Raw genomic sequence first — 17,859 nt, 5'->3', positions numbered from 1 at the left:
GACACAACTGGAGGCGCAGTCTTAGTGCGAGTTGCGGCGTGGTATATCGTGTTGATGATGACAGGCATGGGGGTCGCCCAGGCTCAGTCGTCCGTGCGTCCGTCTTTAAAGACGTCCCCCGGTTTGCAAGTGCGCAAGCTCCAGGAAGAGGATATGGCCGTCTATCTGATAGGCGACCAGATGAAAACACTGGAAGATGGCACCTTGCGTCTGGAAGGTGGTGCTCAGGTCCGGCGCATTGATTCTGTCGTCAAAGGCGACCGGATCGACTATCAGGAAAAAACCGGCCAGGTGGAAGTACGTGGCAACGGCCTGATCATGCGTGATGGGGCTCTGGTGCGCAGCCCGGAGTTTGATTACAACCTGGACGCGGATACAGGGCGCATGTCGTCCCCGGAGTTCTGGCTGGGAGCCACCGGCGGTAGCGGTACCGCGACGCAGGCTGATATTCTCAGTTCCAACCATATGCGGCTATCCGATGTGAATTACTCGGGTTGTCCATGTCCTGAACCTGCCTGGTATATCCAGTCGCCCAAGGTTGATCTGTATTCCAAGGAAAACGAAGGGGTGGCGCGTAATGGCGTCTTGTACTTCAAGGGTATGCCCCTGTTGTATTCCCCTTACCTGACCTTTCCGCTCCGTAAAGAGCGCAAGTCCGGTTTCCTTTTGCCTACTTACGGCATGACGACGCGGGGTGGTGTAGACCTGAGCGTGCCGTATTACCTGAATCTGGCCCCTAATTACGACGCCACCCTGACGCCCCGCTTCATGGCTAAACGCGGCGCCATGTTGGGGGGGGAATTCCGTTATCTGGGTGACAGCTTCTCCGGAGAGTTGACCGGTAACTATCTGCCTGATGACAAGGAGCTGGGTTATAAACGCTGGCTGTTCATGGGGCAGTATCGTCAGAGCCTGCCTGCCAGTTTCTATTTGAATGCGGATATCCGCCGTGTCTCGGATGATGATTATTTCCGTGACTTCAGCAGCTTTGGATTGAACGATTCCACCATTCAGGATCTGGCCAGTACGGTGACTCTGGGTTGGGGCGGTTCCAAGTATTTCCGCTCTCACGTCAGTGCGACGCGCTATCAGACCCTGCAGGATTCTTCTACTGGATATCGTCAGCCACAGTACGACAAATTGCCTGAGTGGTATTTGGGTGCATCCCGTTATAACTGGGGTGGCTTTGATGTAGTCAGCGATAACTATGCAACCCGTTTCCGTTTGCCTTTCTACAGTGGCAATCTAAGCGAATTTGACGGTATGCGCAGTACCCGTCTGGCTCCAGATGGTACGCGTTTCTCGTCCTATACAACGGTGGCTTATCCTGTCATTCGCCCAGGTTGGTACATCACGCCCAAAGCAGGCTTGCACATGAGCCAATACCAGACAGACTGGTATGTGGGTGATCCTAGCCCTTATATGGCCAAGTACGCTGGGCGTTCCCGCACTCAGAGCCGTGTCTTGCCCATCCTGTCCGTGGATACGGGCATGACCTTCGAGCGTGACACCACCTTGTTTGGCAACGACTCCATTCAAACCCTGGAGCCGCGTGTTTACTATCTGTACGTGCCTTATCGCGACCAATCCTCGCTGCCCTTGTACGACACCAGTCTGGCCAGCTTCAACTTTGCCCAGGCTTTCAGCGAAAATATCTTCTCCGGTGGTTGGGACCGTATTTCCAATGCAAACCAGGTCACCGTGGGTCTGACGTCCCGCTGGCTGGATGCCGACACGGGCTTCGAGCGTCTGGTTCTGCAGGCCGCTCAGCGCTTGTATTTTGATAAGCAAACCGTAACACTGGGCGATGAAAAAGCGCGTACCAGCACCCGCTCAGACTATCTGGTCGGTGCCAGTGCGGCTTTGACCAATACGTTCTCGGTCAACTTCGATGCGCAGTTCAATCCAGACGAGAAGCGTCGTAACCGTCTGGCCTCCGGCATTCGTTGGCGTCCTAAACGCCTGGCAACACTGGGTGTGAACTATCGTTATGAGCGTGATCCCCGTCAGGTCGTTGACCCCAACTTCACGCCGACTGACGAAGATCATCGTGGTAAGGAATACGTCTCCATGACGGGCCAATGGCCTTTGAGCAACAAGGTGTACGCTGTGGGACGTTACGATTATTCCATCCAGGAAAGCCGTGGCACGCAAACGGTGCTGGGGCTGGAGTATAAAGGCGACTGTTGTTGGGCGGCTCGTGTGGTGATGCAACGCTATGCGGTTTCGGCCAGGGAAACCAATAAGGCCCTGTTCTTCCAGCTGGAGCTATCCGGTTTGGGCGGAATTGGCAACGACCCTATCAAAATGCTGCGTGACCGTGTGATTGGCTATGAACCCGTCACCAATCCCGTACAGGAAAAAATGATTCATGAGAGGTATGAATAATATGCGTTTCAGCTTGAAAAACCGTACCCTGTCATTGGCTTTGATGGCCGTCATGGGGCTGGGCACGGCTCAAATGGCTCAGGCGCAGTCCAAGCCCGCTGCAGCCAAGGCGGCACCCGCTGCTTCCTCCCAATTTGTGGATGGCATTGCTGCCGTGGTCAATGACGAGGTGATTACCCTGCGTCAGGTTGATCTGGAAGCCGCACAGGTGCTGGAACAGTTAAAGCAGCAGAAAATTCCTGCTCCTGATCATGACATCTTGCGCAAACAGGTTTTGCAACGGTTGATCAATGAGCGCCTGGAGCAGCAGGAAGCTCGCGCCATGGGGATTTCAGTCGGTCCACAGCAAGTGGATGAAGGTGTGCGCATGATTGCTTCGCGCAACAATATGACCGAGGCCCAGTTGCGAGCCGAGATTGAAAAGAATGGCATTAGCTGGGAGCAGTACCGTGCCAATCTGAAGCAGGAAATCCTGCTGGATCAGTTGCGCATGCGTGCGGTCGACAGCAGCATCAATATTACGGACGCCGACATTGATATTTACCTGCGCTCTCAAGGTGGCGCAGGTTTGGGCAATTTGGGGCAATCGGCGGCACAGGCGCAAAATGCACCTGTCAGTCTGGCGCAGATCCTGGTGCGAGTGCCTGAAGGCGCGAACTCCAGCGAAGAAGCGCGTTTGCGGACCAAAGCAGAAGGCCTGCTGGCCCAGGTTCGTTCCGGCGCAGACTTTGCCGGTTTGGCTGCTTCCAACTCGGATGGTCAAGAGGCCCTGAGCGGTGGTGCGTTGGGAACTCGTTCCTTGTCCGACTGGCCTGACTTATTTGCACAAGCTGTCCATAACCTGGCCCCCGGCCAGGTTTCCGACCTGATTCGCAGTGGTCAAGGCTTCCATATTCTGAAGGTGCTGGAGCGTGGCGGTGCTGCGCCAAGCAATACTTCGCCTGTCGCCAGTGCGGCATCGGCGCAGTCCGGTCCCATGATGGTGACCCAGACTCATGCTCGCCATATTCTGGTCAAGCTGTCCAAGGTTATGACTTCCGAGCAGGCTCGTCAGCGCATTGAGCAACTGCAAGTGCGTTTGCGCAATGGCGAGTCCTTCCAGGATCTGGCCAAGCGTTACTCGGAAGACAGCAGCGCACCACAAGGTGGTGATTTGGGTTGGCTCTCGCCTGGCGAGACTGTGCCTCCGTTCGAGCAAGCCATGGACAAGCTGCAACCCGGCAACGATACCGCCGTGGTGGAGTCCCAGTTTGGCTGGCACCTGATCCAGGTGATCGAGCGCCGTACCCGCAATATGGAAGGCGAGTACAAGCGCATGCAGGCCCGTCAGGCTCTGTTCCAGCAGCGTGCCGAGCCTGCCTTTGAAGATTGGCTGAACAGCCTGCGCGGCCGCGCTTACATTGATAACCGTTTGGACCCCGAGTCCAGCACCCGCCGTCGCTAAGGATAAGTATGGCCCAGCATCAGGCGCGCAAGCGCTTTGGACAGAACTTTCTGGAAGATGAGGCCATCATCGACCAGATCATCCGTGCGATTGGCCCTCGGCCTGTCGATAATATGGTGGAAATTGGTCCGGGCCTCTCGGCCCTGACCCGACCGCTGACGCAGGCGCTGGAGCGTTTGCGTGTGGTCGAGATTGACCGTGATCTGGCAGCCCGTCTGCGTAATCACTATTCGCCCAGCAAGCTGGAAATTATTGAGGCCGATGCCTTGAGCGTGGACTTCGGTGCTTTAGGCCCGAATCTGCGTATTGTGGGTAATCTGCCGTACAACATCTCCAGCCCCTTGCTCTTTCATTTGCTGGACTATGCCGATGCCGTGGTGGATCAGCACTTCATGCTGCAACGCGAAGTGATTGATCGCATGGTCGCCAAGCCCGGCTCTTCAGACTACAGCCGCCTGTCGGTGATGTTGCAGTCGCGCTATCGCATGGTGAAGTTGTTTGAAGTGCCGCCCGAGGCATTCAACCCACCACCGCGTGTTGTGTCGGCAGTCGTGCGTATGGTGCCCCTGGCGGCAGATCGTCCCCAGGCGCGTGACGCGCGTGTGTTCAGCCAGGTTGTGGCGCGGGCCTTCTCGCAAAAACGCAAGATGTTGCGCGGTGGTCTGGGTGACTGGACGGCTCATATCGACTGGGAGGCGCTGGAAATTGCACCTACCAGCCGACCGGCTGATTTGTCCCTGGAACAGTACATTGCCCTGGCCGATCACCTGATGGATAAGGGCGTTATTCAAGCCGTCTGATAGACAAAACCCCGTAAAGAAAAACACCCCAAAATTGGATATCGATTCCGTTTTGGGGTGTTTTTTATGGTGGGTCGTGTAAGGCTACTCGTCCTTGGAATGATCTGTTATGCCAGCTTGAGTCTGCTGGGGAAAAAGGTCTTGCCCCCACGCTGAGTCCTGGGCTCCTAGCCAAAGAACCAATAACAAACTGCAATCGAGGCCAGCACGCCTGCCAGATCAGCAATCAAGGCGCATGAAACCGCGTGGCGGGCACGTTGGATGCCGACCGCACCAAAGTAAACCGCCAGCACATAGAAAGTTGTCTCTGTGCTGCCCTGCACGGTCGCACCCAGCAGGGCCGGGAAGCTGTCCACGCCGTGATGCTGCATGGTTTCAATCAACAGGGCACGAGCGGCACCGGCTGAAAAGGGTTTGACCAGAGCGGTAGGCAAGGCATCAATAAAACGCGTATCCAGTCCGGTCAGGTTCACCAGCCAGCGGATTACGTCCAGCACGATATCCAGAGCACCAGAGCTCCGCAGCACGCCCACAGCGCACAGCATGGCAACCAGATAGGGCAGTAGATCCCTGGCGACGCCAAAGCCTTCTTTAGCACCTTCTACAAAGGCCTCATACAGAGGAATCTTGCGTCGCCAGCCCATCAGCAGGAAAAGCCAGATGATGGACAGCAAGGTCAGGTTGCCCATCAGAGAGGACAGTGACTGGATGGCTGCTGCACTGAGCGTGGCCAGCAAGGCCATGAAGGAACCCAGGATCAGCGCAAACACCCCGAACCACAGCATCAGAACGGGATCAAATAAACGCAGGCGCTGAACCAGGGCAACACTGAGCAAGCCTGCCACGGAGGAGGCGGTGGTGGCCAGCAGAATGGGCAGAAACACCATCGTCGGGTCGGGAGCACCTTGTTGAGCCCGGTACATGAAGATGCTGATGGGGATCAGCGTCAGCGACGAAGCATTCAGCACCAGAAACAGGATCTGGGCGTTGGTGGCGGTGTCCGGATGCGGGTTCAGTGTTTGCAGCGACTTCATGGCCCGCAAGCCTATAGGCGTGGCGGCATTGTCCAGACCCAGGCCATTGGCTGCAAAGTTCAGGGTGATCAGCCCCAGAGCCGGGTGACCGGCAGGCACACCGGGCATCAAGCGGCTAAATAGTGGGCCCAACCAGCGGGCCAGGGTGTCGATCAGCCCGGCCTTCTCGGCAATCTTCAAGAAACCCAGCCACAGGGTGAGCGTGCCAAAAAGCAGCAGCATAAGTTGCACGGACAGGGCGGCCATATCGAACAGGCTGCGCACCATCTGCGCAAAAATTTCGCCATTTCCCCCGACCAGCCACTGGTAAAACCCGCTGACGGCGGCAATCAGGAAGAAAAACAGCCAAAGAGTGTTGAGCATAGTGTTGGCAGAAAACAGGGCAGGGAAAAGCCAAGCTAGATTGTCGCAGAATACCGGCGGGTTTTAGCGGCTACGGTATGTAAGGGTAGCGGCACAAATAGTCGCAAAACACGTTTCAGGCACCTTTGTGCCAAGTTGAATAATCAGGGGTGCATAAAAAAAACCGGCCAGTTAAGGCCGGTTCTGTTTGCTTTAATCCACTCGCCCTTTGGCCTGGATCAGCTCAATCTTGTAGCCGTCCGGATCTTCCACAAAGGCGATCACGGTGGTGCCGTGCTTCATGGGGCCGGCTTCGCGCACGACTTTGCCGCCACGAGCCTTGATGTCCTCACAGGCTTTGTAGGCATCAGGCACTTCCAGTGCAATGTGGCCATAGCCGTCGCCCAGATCGTAGGAGGGAGTGTCCCAGTTGTGGGTCAGCTCCAGCACGGCGGCTTCGGACTCGTCCTGATAGCCAACAAAAGCCAGGGTGAAGCGGCCGTCCGGGTAGTCGGACTGGCGCAGCAATTTCATGCCCAGCACTTCGGTGTAAAAGGCCAGAGAACGGTCCAGATTGCCGACACGCAGCATGGTGTGCAGGATACGCATAAGGTAGAGCTCCTAGAGTTCAACCTGCCTTAAAGCAGGGGCAGGGTGCCTGGATCATATTGTCGTAACTGATTGCGCGCATTGACAAAATCAGGGTAGAGCGTTTCGACCAAGGCCCAGAAACGTGGGCCGTGATTCATCTCTTGCAGATGCGCGACCTCGTGAGCGACGACGTAATCAATGATGGATGGGTGAAAGTGTATCAGGCGCCAGTTCAGCATAATCGTGCCGTCACTGTTGCAGGAGCCCCAGCGTTTGGCGGGGGCCGCCAGTCGCAATTTGCTGGCACTCAAGCCCGACAGGTTCAAATAATGTTGCAGCCGCTGCTCAAACCACTGTTTGGCCTGTTTTTGTAGCCAGGCCTGAGTCAGTTCCTGAACACGTTGTGGTTCGGCATCGACGGGTAGGGGTAGGGAGAGGCGTTGGCCTCGTTGAACCTGACCGGCTCGTCCGTCGAAATGTACCTGCTGAATCTGCGGGTTCAGGCTAAGGCGGATGGGCTCGCCCATAAAGGGCAGGGTGTCGCCATCGACCCATTGCAGGCTTTGCAAGGCCAGTTGTTCACGACGCTGCTGGTATTCGCGCAGCTTGCGCAGTATCCAGGCGCTTTTGCTGTGCAGCACCTGCTCGGCCTGACTGATCTTGACCCAGGAGGGCAGGGCAACGGTCAGGCCACTGTCGTTAATGGTCAACCCCAGAGTCCGGCGGCGGGAGCGTTTGAGCTGATAGCCAATGGTGTGGCCATCCAGCTGCACCTGCTGCCATTGCACGCCTTCCGGCAAGTTTTCAGGCCGGACAGTCAGGGCACTTTGGGGGGGCAGAGCAGAACCGGCGGGCGGCTTTTCTTGCCGCTGCGCCGGGTGGGGAAAGGCCGTGTCAGGAAACAGAGCCAGTTGTGGGGGGACCGTCATAGCGTTCCGGATTCAAGACGCGCATTTCGGTTTCAATCCATGTCTGTACGCGTTGGTTTACTTCTTCAGGGGTCAGCCCGGCAGGATCAATGGGAGGACCAAAGGAGATAGTAACCAAGCCCGGCGTCTTGATAAAGGCATTGCGACGCCAGCATTCGCCCGCATTATGCGCCACGGGAATAATGGGTGTGCCGGTACGGCTGGCCAGCAAGGCGCCACCCATCTTGTAGCGGCCGGTAGAGCCTGGGGCGGTACGGGTGCCTTCGGGAAACAACAAGGGCCAGCGGCCTTCGTCAATGCGCTGCTGCCCGATCTTGATCACCTGTTCAAAGGCATCCCGGCCCTTGGCACGGTCAATAGGGATCATGCGCAGCAAAGCCAGCCCCCAACCAAAGAAAGGGACTTTGTGCAGTTCACGCTTGTACACAAAGCACACTTGGCGCGGCATGTAAGAAGGAAAGAACAGCGTTTCCCAGGCCGACTGGTGCTTGGATAGGATGATGGCCTTGCCATCGGGCAGGTTTTCCCAGCCCTTGGTTTGCCAGCGTATGCCCAGGATCGTGCGCGCACCCCAGACAGCCAGACGTGGCCAGCCAGTGGTAAAGCGGTAGCGTATATCCAGGGGCAGTGGCGCAATAATCAGGCAGGCAAAGGCGTAGGGGATAACGGTAATCAACAAAAAGAGTTGATAGAGTGAAGCGCGGATAATGCCCATATCAGTTTCCGTGGAGCCATTTGTCGACAACAGCGGCCAGATCGGCCTCGACGCGCGTGCCTTCGGGCAAGCCGCCTTTCTCTAGGGTACGCATGCCTTTGCCGGTCTGGACCAGCCAGGGGGCACAACCGGCTTGGCTGGCCGCTTGCAGATCGCGCAAGGAATCGCCCACCGAGGGTACGGCTTGCAGGTTCACTTCATAGCGATGTGCAATGTCGCGAAACATGCCGGGGGCCGGTTTGCGACAGGTGCAGCCATCCTCCGGGCCGTGCGGGCAAATAAAGATGGCGTCGATAAAGCCACCCAGCAAGGCCAGTTCCCGGCGCATCTTGGCATGGATGGCATTGAGCGTGGTCATGGAAAACAAACCACGCGCCAGACCGGACTGGTTGGTGGCAATGACCACCTTCCAGCCGTTTTCGGTCAGGCGAGCCAAGGCCTCCAGACTGCCTGGGATGGCCTCCCACTCCTGTGGGCTTTTGATAAAGGCATCGCTGTCATGGTTGATGACACCGTCCCGATCAATGATGGCAAGTTTCACTAGTTAGCCAGCCTGGAAAGATCCGCAACCTGGTTCATCAGTGCATGCAGCTTGGCCAGCAAGGCCAGGCGATTGGCACGGATGGCAGGGTCTTCGGCCATGACCATGACGTCCTGGAAGAAGTTGTCCACGGCACCACGGGCCTGGGCCAGCGTGGCCAGGGAAGCATCAAATTCACCGGCTTCAAACTGGGCCTGGGCAACGGGCTGCAATTCCTGAATCTTGGTAGCCAGCTCGCGCTCGGCGGGCTCGACCAGCAGTTGGTCGTCCAGTGTTGCCAGTTCGCCTTCGGCTTTCTTGAGCAGATTGCTGACGCGCTTGTTGGCGGCAGCCAGGCTCTCGGCTTCAGGGCGTTGGGCAAAAGAGGCGCAAGCCTGAATGCGGGCGTGAACCTGTTCCAGCGGTGGACGCAGGGCCAGCACGGCATCGACCACGCTGCGCTCGTAATCGTTACTGAGCTGATTGCGGTAGCGCTCGTAGATGAAGGTCTGAACCGCATCGACCGTGTCATCGGCCAGAACCCCGTCCTTGAAGAAGGAAGCGGTGGTGTTCAGCAGCGTATCCAGATTCAGACTATTGGCCTTCAATTGGGAACCGGCTTGCAGTTGTTCGTAGGCGCTGATCAGGCCCAGAGCCGCACGGCGCAGGGCGTAGGGGTCGCGTTCGCCAGTTGGAGCCAGACCAATGCCCCAGATACCGACCAGAACTTCGGCACGCTCGGCCAGGAACAGAATGGCTTGGGTCAGGCTGGCTTCTGTGACAGGCTGGTCCAGACGGTGACGGTATTGCTCGCGAATAGCCAGCACGATGTCCTCGGGCTCGCCATCGCCTTGGGCGTAGTAAGCGCCCATCACGCCTTGCAGCTCGGGGAATTCGCCCACCATATTGGAGTTCAAGTCCGCCTTGGCCAGCAAAGCGGCACGACGGGCGTGCTCTTCATTCGCGCCCAGTTGCTTGGCAATGTAGCCAGCCACGGATTGCAGGCGCTCGATGCGGTCCAGCTGCGAACCCAGCTTGTTGTGGTACACGCTGCCGGCCAGCGTAGGAACACGCTCGGCCAGAGTTTGCTTGCGATCGGTTTCAAAGAAGAACTGAGCGTCCGCCAGACGGGGGCGCACCACACGCTCGTTACCTTCGATGATGTTGCTGGGATCATCCACCTTCATATTGCTGACGATCAGGAAGCGATTGGTCAGCTTTTGTGTGGCGGGGTCAAACAGCGGGAAATACTTTTGATTCAGACGCATGGTCAGAATCAGACATTCGGATGGCACTTGCAGGAATTGCTCGTCGAACTGGCCCACGTACACGGTGGGGTATTCGACCAGAGCGGTGACTTCGTTCAGCAGGGCTTCCACTTCGGGATCGTTGCCCAAGGTGGAGTTCAGGCGTTTGGCTTCAGCTTCCAGGTCGGTGCGAATCTGCTCGCGACGAACTTCGAAGGAAGGAACTACCCAGCCTTGCTCCTGGACTTGTGCGGCCCAGCTGTCGGCATCACGGATGTCGAAGGGGGCATCGCACATGAAGCGGTGACCGTGTGTCTGGCGACCGGCTTGCAGGCCCAGGGCGCTGACGGGAACGATGTCCGACCCCCACAGGGCGACCAGGCCGTGAGCAGGGCGTACAAAGCGCACGCTGCTGACACCATCGGCCAACTGATAGCGCATCACTTTAGGGATGGGCAGGTGCGTAATGGACCATTCCAGAGCTTCTTGCAGCCCGTCTTTCAGGGCGGCGCCAGTGGCAATGCCGCTGGCGTACAGGTAATCCTGCTTGCCATCGGATTCGCGCAGCAGGTCGCTGGCCTTCAGATGCTCCAGGCCTTTGGCAGCCAGGCGCTTGGCTAGTGCCGGAGCGATCTCACCATTGGCATCCAGGCCAATATGGGCGGGCATCAGCTTTTCGGTATAAGGCTGGTCTTCGGCTTGCTGGTACGCAGCGCTGAACCAGGCCGCCAGACGGCGAGGCGTAGCATAGGCGCGCACTTCACAGTTCGGGGCCAGCAGGGCTTGCTCGCCCAATACTTTTTGCAGACCTTCGCTAAAGGCTTGCCCCAGCTGTTGCAGCGCTTTGGGGGGGAGTTCTTCGGTGAACAGTTCAATCAGCAAAGGCTGTGTCGTGGAGGCATTCATTACTTGGCCTCCGAGGATTTGTTGCTCAGCATGGGGAAACCTAGGCGTTCGCGGGAGTCGTAGTAAGCCTGTGCGACAGCGCGGGACAGATTGCGGATACGGCCAATATAGGCAGCGCGCTCGGTCACACTGATGGCGCCGCGGGCATCCAGCATATTGAAGGTGTGGGCAGCTTTCAGCGTTTGCTCGTAAGCGGGCAGGGCCAGCGGCACGTCAATGATGCGCTTGGCTTCGGCTTCGTAGTCGTTGAAATGCGCAAACAGCACATCGGTGCTGGCGTGCTCGAAGTTGTAGGTGGATTGCTCCACTTCGTTCTGGTGGAACACGTCGCGGTAGTAAATGCGCTGGCCGTTGTGACCTTCGGTCCAGACCAGATCGTAGACGCTTTCCACACCTTGCAAGTACATGGCCAGACGCTCCAGACCGTAGGTGATCTCGCCCGTGGTTGGCGTGCAGTCCAGACCGCCTACTTGCTGGAAGTAGGTGAACTGGGTGACTTCCATACCATTGAGCCAGACTTCCCAGCCCAGACCCCAGGCGCCCAGTGTCGGGTTTTCCCAGTCGTCTTCAACAAAACGGATGTCGTGCGCTTTGGGGTTGATGCCCAAGGCTTCCAGCGAGCCGATATACAAGTCCAGAATGTTTTCAGGTGCGGGCTTGAGCACGACCTGAAACTGGTAGTAGTGTTGCAGGCGGTTGGGGTTGTCCCCGTAACGCCCGTCTTTGGGGCGGCGCGAAGGCTGCACATAGGCAGCGCGCCACGGTTCAGGGCCGATGGCCCGCAAAAAGGTTGCCGTATGAGAGGTTCCGGCACCGACTTCCATATCGTAGGGCTGAAGCAGAGCGCATCCGTGCTTGTCCCAGTATTGCTGGAGCGTAAGTATGATTTGCTGAAAGGTGAGCATGAGCAATGGCCAGTAAAGCGAGAATCTGCAAAATTTTTCTATTTTAGCGTGAACTGCGCCCTTGCAGCAGAAAAGCGCCCGCAATGGGCTATTTTGGCCGTCCGGGCCATGGGCAAGGCCGCTGTGTACCGGGCGGTCAAGTTGTTTTTAGACGTATCATATGCGTTTGTCCAAATACTGCTTATTTGCTGACCTGATCTTGAAACAGAATCTCGGGCGGCAGTCTAAAGGAGGCTAGGTCCATGAGTGAACTTGTCACGCTTGAACGTATCGGCAAGGTGTTGTTGATTACTTTGAACCGTCCCGAGGCACGCAATGCCATCAACCTGGAAACCGCGCAGGCGCTGGCCCAGGCTCTGGATGAGTTCGATGCCGACCCCAGCATTGCCGTAGGCGTGCTGACAGGGGCCAACAATACCTTCTGCGCCGGTATGGATTTGAAAGCCTTTGCCAAGACTGGCCAGCGCCCTTATGTAGGCGACCGCGGCTTTGCCGGTATTTGCGAGCGTCCACCTGCCAAACCTCTGATTGCTGCTGTGGAAGGCTACTGCCTGGCCGGTGGTTTTGAAATTGCCCTGTCCTGCGATTTGATTGTGGCGGCCAATAGCGCCAACTTTGGCCTGCCTGAAGTGAAACGCGGCATTGTCCCCGGATCGGGCGGCATGGTGCGCTTGCCTAGCCGTATTCCTTACCACATGGCCATGGAAATGGTGCTGACCGGTGGTATGTACCCTGCAGCCCGCATGGCCGAACTGGGTCTGGTCAGCCGTCTGGCCGAACCCGGCAAAACTACCGAGCAGGCGCTGGCACTGGCCGAGCAGATCGCCGCCAACGGTCCTTTGGCCGTGCAAACCGCCAAGAGCATCATTTCCCAGTCGCGCGACTGGCGTCAGTCGGATCTGTTCGATCTGCAGCGTCCCCGTATCGCCGGCATTTTTACCTCTGCAGACGCCAAGGAAGGCGCGACGGCTTTTGCCGAGAAGCGCGAACCTGTCTGGCAGGGCAAATAGTTTTCCCTTGTTCATCCCGTTTTTTATATAGACGCCACCATGACCACGATCAAAGAAGACGATCTGATTCAGTCCATCGCTGATGCGGTGCAGTTCATCAGTTACTACCATCCCACCGACTATCTGGAACATCTGGCCCGCGCTTATGAGCGCGAACAGAACCCGGCGGCCAAAGATGCCATCGCCCAGATCCTGACCAACTCGCGCATGTGTGCCGAGGGCCATCGCCCCATCTGTCAGGACACCGGGGTGGTGAACGTATTCCTGAAAGTGGGCATGGGTGTGCGCTTTGATACCAAGCGCTCCTTGCAGGAGCTCTGTGACGAGGGGGTGCGTCGCGGTTATCTGAATCCGGATAATCCACTGCGTGCCTCCATCCTGAACGACCCCTTGTTCACCCGTAAAAACACGCGCGATAACACACCCTGTATTGTGAATGTGGAACTGGTCGCTGGGGATCAGGTTCACATTCAAGTGGCCGCCAAGGGCGGTGGTTCGGAAAACAAGAGCAAGTTCGTGATGCTCAACCCCAGCGATTCTCTGGTGGACTGGGTGCTCAAGACGGTTCCTACGATGGGCGCTGGCTGGTGTCCTCCGGGCATGCTGGGTATTGGCGTGGGCGGTACGGCTGAAAAAGCCATGCTGATGGCCAAGGAAGCCCTGATGGAAGATATCGATATGTACGAGCTGCTGCAACGCGGCCCGCAAAGCAAGCTGGAAGAGCTGCGTATCGAGCTGTACGAGAAGGTCAATGCTCTGGGTATTGGCGCTCAAGGGCTGGGCGGTTTGACGACCGTGCTGGACGTGAAGATCAATACCTTCCCGACTCATGCCGCTTCCAAGCCTGTGGCCATGATTCCCAACTGTGCGGCAACCCGTCACGTACATTTCTCGCTGGACGGCAACGGCCCCGCCGAGCTGGCACCTCCGCCGCTGTCGGCCTGGCCTGACATTCACTGGGCGCCGGACTACAACAAGTCCCGCCAGGTGAACCTGGACGAGCTGACTCCTGAAGAAGTGGCTTCCTGGACGCCAGGTCAGACCTTGCTGCTGTCGGGCAAGATGTTGACTGGCCGTGACGCCGCTCACAAGCGTATTCAGGACATGCTGGAAAAAGGCGAATCCTTGCCTGTGGACTTCACCAACCGCGTGATTTACTACGTGGGCCCGGTTGATCCTGTGCGTGACGAAGCCGTTGGTCCAGCAGGCCCGACCACCGCCACTCGCATGGACAAGTTCACCGAGATGATGCTGGCCAAAACTGGCCTGATCTCCATGATCGGCAAGGCCGAGCGTGGCCCAACCGCGATTGAAGCGATTCGTGCTCACAAATCGGCTTACCTGATGGCTGTGGGCGGTTCCGCGTACCTGGTTTCCAAGGCCATTCGCAATGCGAAAGTGGTGGCTTTTGAGGACCTGGGTATGGAAGCCATTTACGAGTTCGAAGTTCAGGACATGCCCGTGACCGTGGCTGTGGACTCGCAAGGCGTATCCGTGCATAACACCGGTCCTGCCGAGTGGCGCAAGCGTATCGCAGAGATCTCGTTGGTCGCTGTGTAAGACGTCAAACGGGAAGTTTGGGCTTCCCGGCGCTATCGATACAAAACCCGCCTGAGTGTTTCTGGTCTGCTTGTAATAACAGCGTCAGCACAACATTCAATGCGGGTTTTTTTATGCCTGTCGTTTGTATGAGCTTTGCTTGGCTGCCTGAATGTTCTGGTTTTAGGAGAGGTTCATTACCGCCACAGATGCCAGGGCCGTATATTTCTGGTGGCTCAAGAGGTCGCGTAAACAAAAATTCGATCTGTTGATCTGCCTGCCGTTAGAAGCAGATGATCCCAGACCCGCTCTTTGCCTGGGTACTGGCTTTTTCAGCATCGCCCGTTCAGGACTTGATCAGCAAGCCGCGCAGTAATAAATCCAGTGCAGCCAGCCCTTTTACCAAGCGGGCATCCCCATCCTCTCCCTGCGCAATCCAGAAGGCGGCTTCGGCCAGACTGCCGTAAATCAGGGAAGCCAGGGCGTGGGGATCTGCCTGTTCAATCCGACCTTGATCTATCAGTGCCTGAATCAAGCCTTCCATGGAACCCACGCAATACTGATGCGATTCGGGTGATGCGCCCCCCAGTACGGCCTTGGCATCACACAAGACAATGCGCTGCATTTCCGGTTCCAGCGCCATTTCCAGATAGGCATGGCAGCGGCGTACAAACCCGTCCCATGCGTCCTCGGCATTGTTTGAAATAGCCTGCAGGCGCTCGTCCATTTCTGCATCGATCTGGTCGACCACCGCCGCCAGCAAACCCTTTTTGTCACCGAAATGATGGTAGAGCGCACCACGTGTCAGGCCCGCTTGCGCCGTCAACTCGTCCATGGATGTGTCGGCATAGCCACGTTCCGCAAAGAACGTGCGAGCGGTGGCGAGCAGGGTGGCGCGGGTTTCTTCCATCTCGGCGCGGGTACGGCGTGCCATAGTTTCTCCTTACATACGAGCTGAATGTATATTTACATGCACGGCGTATATATATATCATTTTAAACATACGCCCTGTATGTATTGTCGACGCATCACCGTGTCGTGGCAAGCGGGCGCTCACGGAGAATGTAATGGCTCAGCCTTATCGAGAACTTTTTGCCGCGCCTGGCACACGGGGATTCGCCTTGGCCGGGCTGCTGGCCCGGATTCCGCTGCCCATGATAGGGATAGGAATCATCACCATGCTGTCGCAACTGCGGGGCAGCTATGCCTTGGCGGGGGCGGTGTCCGCCTCCTTTGTATTGAGCTATGCGCTGCTATCGCCACAAGTGTCCCGTTGGGTGGACCGGCGTGGGCAAAGCCGTGTTCTGCCGCTAGCAACAGCCATTAGTGTGCTGGGCCTGCTGCTCTTGTTTGGGGCGACATGGTGGCAGGCGCCTGATTGGATCTTGTTTGCAGGCGCGGTGCTGGCCGGTTTCATGCCTAGCATGTCGGCCATGGTGCGTGCTCGCTGGACGGCGATTTATCGTGGGCAGGATCGCTTGCAAACAGCGTATTCGCTGGAAACCGTGCTGGATGAAGTCACCTTTATTGCCGGGCCGCCTTTGTCGGTGGGTTTGGCGGTCCTGGTGTTTCCACAAGCCGGTGTGCTGGCTGCTGCGCTATTGCTGATTGCCGGTGTGTCGGCTCTGTTGTTGCAAAAGGGGACTGAGCCGCCGATCCAAGCGCAGGAGCAGGGCAGCCGCCCTTCGGTCCTGCGTCTGAATAGTGTGCGTTTGCTGGCATTGCTGATGGTCGCCATGGGCGTGATTGTGGGTACTGTGGATATTGTCAGCGTGGCCTTTGCCCAGCAGATGAGGCAGCCGGGGGCGGCCAGCCTGGTGCTGTCGGCTTACGCCTTGGGTTCTTGCGCAGCAGGTCTGGTGTTTGGTGGTTTGAAGCTGAACATCCCTTTGCATCGCCTGCTTCTGTTGGGCGGTTTGGCTACCGCCGCCACGACCTTGCCTTTATTGCTGGTGGCCAGCGTGGCACAGCTGGCAGGGGCGGTTTTGCTGGCTGGTCTGTTTTTCGCCCCCACCATGATTGTGGCCATGTCGCTGGTCGAGCGTGTGGTGTCGGAGCAGCAATTAACCGAGGGCATGACCTGGCTGCTGGCTGGTCTGAATATTGGTGTGGCTATGGGGGCTGCCGCTTCGGGGCGGATGGTGGATCAGGGCGGAGCCAGCTCCGGCTTTATGGTTGCGCTCTATGCCGCTGCCCTGATCGTCTTGCTTGCCTTGTGCAGCTATCAAAGTTTGCGCGCACCCGTAGTAGCCCGCTCCTGCGCTGTCTAGACTTCTTTCTTTGAGCATGTAGCGATGAATACCTCTTCTCTATCCATGACCGGGCAGCCCAGCAAGCGGCAGTCCTGGCTGGCCGTTATCGCCGTTGGCCTAGCCACTTTTTCTGTGGTCACGACGGAAATGCTGCCCGTAGGTTTACTGACTCCCATTGCAGACAGTTTGCAGACTTCCACGGGGACGGCTGCTTTGCTGATTTCCTTGCCTGCCTTGTTGGCAGCCCTGTTTGCGCCTCTGGTGGTGCTGGCCTCTGGTGGTGTGGACAGACGACGCATTCTGTGCGGTTTGCTGGCCTTGCTGGTAATGGCCAATATAGCGTCCGCCCTGGCCCCCGGCATCGGCTGGATGCTGGCCGCCCGTGTTCTGGTTGGTTTTTGTATGGGAGGCATCTGGGCCATTGCAGGTGGCTTGGCATCCCGTCTGGTTCCGGCTCAGTCTGCAGGTTTGGCAACCTCGATCATCTTCGGTGGGGTTGCCGCCGCTTCTGTGTTGGGCGTGCCATTGGGCGCATTGATGGGTGAACTGGCTGGATGGCGCTGGGCGTTTGGCGGCATGGCGCTGCTGAGCGCTTTGGTGTTGATCTTCCATCTGGCCGTGATTCCGCCCCTGTCCGTGTCGCGCTCGACCACATGGCGTCAGTTCGCCGAGCAGTTTGGCAATCGGCAGTTATGGTTTGGTTTGCTCTTGACCCTGATTCTGGTCGCGGGGCATTTCAGCGCATTTACCTTTGTGCGTCCTCTTTTGCTGTCTGTTTCCGGCATAGGTGCTCAATGGATAGGAGCCTTGTTGTTTGCTTATGGAGTGGCCGGGATTGTGGGCAATTTCCTGATCGGGATGTCGGCGGCCAAACGCACTGGAGCCAGCTTGATGGCGATAGCGTTGGGTCTAAGCATCACTGCTTTGCTTTTCTTGACAGTGGGTAGATCACCGCTGAGTGGAGGTGCGATTTTGCTGCTTTGGGGCCTGGCGTATGGCGGGGTGTCGGTAGGGCTGATGAGCTGGATGATGAGGGCCGCTGCCAATGCTGTTGAGGTGGCTACGTCGTTGTACGTGGCTGTGTTCAATATCGGCATAGCGCTTGGCTCCTGGCTGGGCGGGCAGACTGTGGATGCCTACGGTTTAAGCGCGAATCTGGGGTTGGCCGGAGCCGGATCGTTTGTTGTGTTTTTGCTGCTTTTCGGAACAATTTTGCATCAAAAAAAATGAGCAGAAA

Annotated in this window: 16 protein-coding genes; 8 read left to right on the top strand and 8 right to left on the bottom strand. The window is 57.5% G+C overall.

What is annotated here, in order from left to right; genetic code table 11:
• Nucleotides 1-24 precede the first annotated feature (24 nt).
• From ACFPDR_RS11200 to rsmA, 3 genes are read left to right on the top strand one after another with little or no spacing between them, the layout of a single operon-like run.
• Nucleotides 25-2,388 (top strand): LPS-assembly protein LptD, encoded by a 2,364-nt coding sequence (locus ACFPDR_RS11200; RefSeq protein ID WP_376911139.1) that lies wholly within the window; start codon nucleotides 25-27, stop codon nucleotides 2,386-2,388.
• Nucleotides 2,381-3,832 carry a peptidylprolyl isomerase gene (locus tag ACFPDR_RS11195; protein WP_083054099.1) on the top strand — a complete coding sequence of 484 codons (1,452 nt, stop codon included), beginning with the start codon at nucleotides 2,381-2,383 and terminating at the stop codon, nucleotides 3,830-3,832. The genes ACFPDR_RS11200 and ACFPDR_RS11195 overlap by 8 nt, the downstream gene beginning before the upstream one ends.
• Before the next feature lie 8 nt (nucleotides 3,833-3,840).
• On the top strand, nucleotides 3,841-4,632 hold the full coding sequence (gene rsmA, locus ACFPDR_RS11190) for a 16S rRNA (adenine(1518)-N(6)/adenine(1519)-N(6))-dimethyltransferase RsmA (RefSeq protein ID WP_137431391.1): 792 nt from the start codon (nucleotides 3,841-3,843) through the stop codon (nucleotides 4,630-4,632).
• 167 nt (nucleotides 4,633-4,799) lie between these two features.
• Here rsmA and ACFPDR_RS11185 read toward each other — a convergent pair whose 3' ends face one another.
• The 7 genes from ACFPDR_RS11185 to glyQ form a co-directional block, all read right to left on the bottom strand.
• A complete protein-coding gene (locus ACFPDR_RS11185; protein ID WP_376911138.1) occupies nucleotides 4,800-6,029 on the bottom strand; it encodes a nucleoside recognition domain-containing protein in 1,230 nt (409 codons plus the stop codon).
• A gap of 192 nt (nucleotides 6,030-6,221) precedes the next feature.
• Nucleotides 6,222-6,617 carry a lactoylglutathione lyase gene (gloA, locus tag ACFPDR_RS11180; RefSeq protein WP_035271035.1) on the bottom strand — a complete coding sequence of 132 codons (396 nt, stop codon included), beginning with the start codon at nucleotides 6,615-6,617 and terminating at the stop codon, nucleotides 6,222-6,224.
• Between the two features lie 29 nt (nucleotides 6,618-6,646).
• A complete protein-coding gene (locus ACFPDR_RS11175; protein WP_088451014.1) occupies nucleotides 6,647-7,528 on the bottom strand; it encodes a M48 family metallopeptidase in 882 nt (293 codons plus the stop codon).
• Nucleotides 7,494-8,243, bottom strand: a complete 750-nt coding sequence (locus tag ACFPDR_RS11170) for a lysophospholipid acyltransferase family protein (RefSeq protein WP_009454973.1) — start codon at nucleotides 8,241-8,243, stop codon at nucleotides 7,494-7,496. The genes ACFPDR_RS11175 and ACFPDR_RS11170 overlap by 35 nt, the downstream gene beginning before the upstream one ends.
• A gap of 1 nt (nucleotide 8,244) precedes the next feature.
• On the bottom strand, nucleotides 8,245-8,784 hold the full coding sequence (gene gmhB / locus ACFPDR_RS11165) for a D-glycero-beta-D-manno-heptose 1,7-bisphosphate 7-phosphatase (protein WP_088451012.1): 540 nt from the start codon (nucleotides 8,782-8,784) through the stop codon (nucleotides 8,245-8,247).
• Entirely contained in the window at nucleotides 8,784-10,916 is a 2,133-nt protein-coding gene (glyS, locus tag ACFPDR_RS11160; RefSeq protein ID WP_035271031.1) for a glycine--tRNA ligase subunit beta, read from the bottom strand. Before glyS ends, gmhB begins: the two co-directional genes overlap by 1 nt.
• On the bottom strand, nucleotides 10,916-11,821 hold the full coding sequence (gene glyQ, locus ACFPDR_RS11155) for a glycine--tRNA ligase subunit alpha (protein WP_026485201.1): 906 nt from the start codon (nucleotides 11,819-11,821) through the stop codon (nucleotides 10,916-10,918). The genes glyS and glyQ overlap by 1 nt, the downstream gene beginning before the upstream one ends.
• On the opposite strand from glyQ, the gene ACFPDR_RS11150 reads away from it, so the two are divergent.
• Genes ACFPDR_RS11150 through ACFPDR_RS11140 form a run of 3 tightly spaced genes read left to right on the top strand, consistent with a single transcriptional unit; the run spans nucleotide 11,768 to nucleotide 14,391 of the window.
• On the top strand, nucleotides 11,768-12,013 hold the full coding sequence (locus tag ACFPDR_RS11150) for a hypothetical protein (protein WP_162473396.1): 246 nt from the start codon (nucleotides 11,768-11,770) through the stop codon (nucleotides 12,011-12,013). The two genes, glyQ and ACFPDR_RS11150, sit on opposite strands and share 54 nt — an antisense overlap.
• 50 nt (nucleotides 12,014-12,063) lie before the next feature.
• Nucleotides 12,064-12,831 carry a crotonase/enoyl-CoA hydratase family protein gene (locus tag ACFPDR_RS11145; RefSeq protein ID WP_115634197.1) on the top strand — a complete coding sequence of 256 codons (768 nt, stop codon included), beginning with the start codon at nucleotides 12,064-12,066 and terminating at the stop codon, nucleotides 12,829-12,831.
• A 39-nt stretch (nucleotides 12,832-12,870) separates the two neighbouring features.
• The gene (locus ACFPDR_RS11140; RefSeq protein WP_022983469.1) at nucleotides 12,871-14,391 is read left to right on the top strand and encodes a fumarate hydratase; all 1,521 of its coding nucleotides are present in this window, start codon (nucleotides 12,871-12,873) and stop codon (nucleotides 14,389-14,391) included.
• 325 nt (nucleotides 14,392-14,716) lie between these two features.
• On the opposite strand, the gene ACFPDR_RS11135 is transcribed toward ACFPDR_RS11140, so the two are convergent.
• Nucleotides 14,717-15,304 (bottom strand): TetR/AcrR family transcriptional regulator, encoded by a 588-nt coding sequence (locus ACFPDR_RS11135; protein WP_257113071.1) that lies wholly within the window; start codon nucleotides 15,302-15,304, stop codon nucleotides 14,717-14,719.
• A 133-nt stretch (nucleotides 15,305-15,437) separates the two neighbouring features.
• On the opposite strand from ACFPDR_RS11135, the gene ACFPDR_RS11130 reads away from it, so the two are divergent.
• Complete coding sequence (locus tag ACFPDR_RS11130) at nucleotides 15,438-16,640, top strand: MFS transporter (protein WP_376911137.1); 1,203 nt, start codon at nucleotides 15,438-15,440, stop codon at nucleotides 16,638-16,640.
• A 24-nt stretch (nucleotides 16,641-16,664) separates the two neighbouring features.
• A complete protein-coding gene (locus tag ACFPDR_RS11125; RefSeq protein ID WP_376911136.1) occupies nucleotides 16,665-17,852 on the top strand; it encodes an MFS transporter in 1,188 nt (395 codons plus the stop codon).
• Nucleotides 17,853-17,859: the final 7 nt, after the last annotated feature.

The organism is Alcaligenes sp. GCM10023179, assembly GCF_042653705.1.
Classification (GTDB): Bacteria; Pseudomonadota; Gammaproteobacteria; order Burkholderiales; family Burkholderiaceae_B; genus Alcaligenes; species Alcaligenes phenolicus.
The sequence above is the reverse complement of the archived record's forward strand: the minus strand, read 5'-3'. Positions and strand labels throughout refer to the sequence as shown.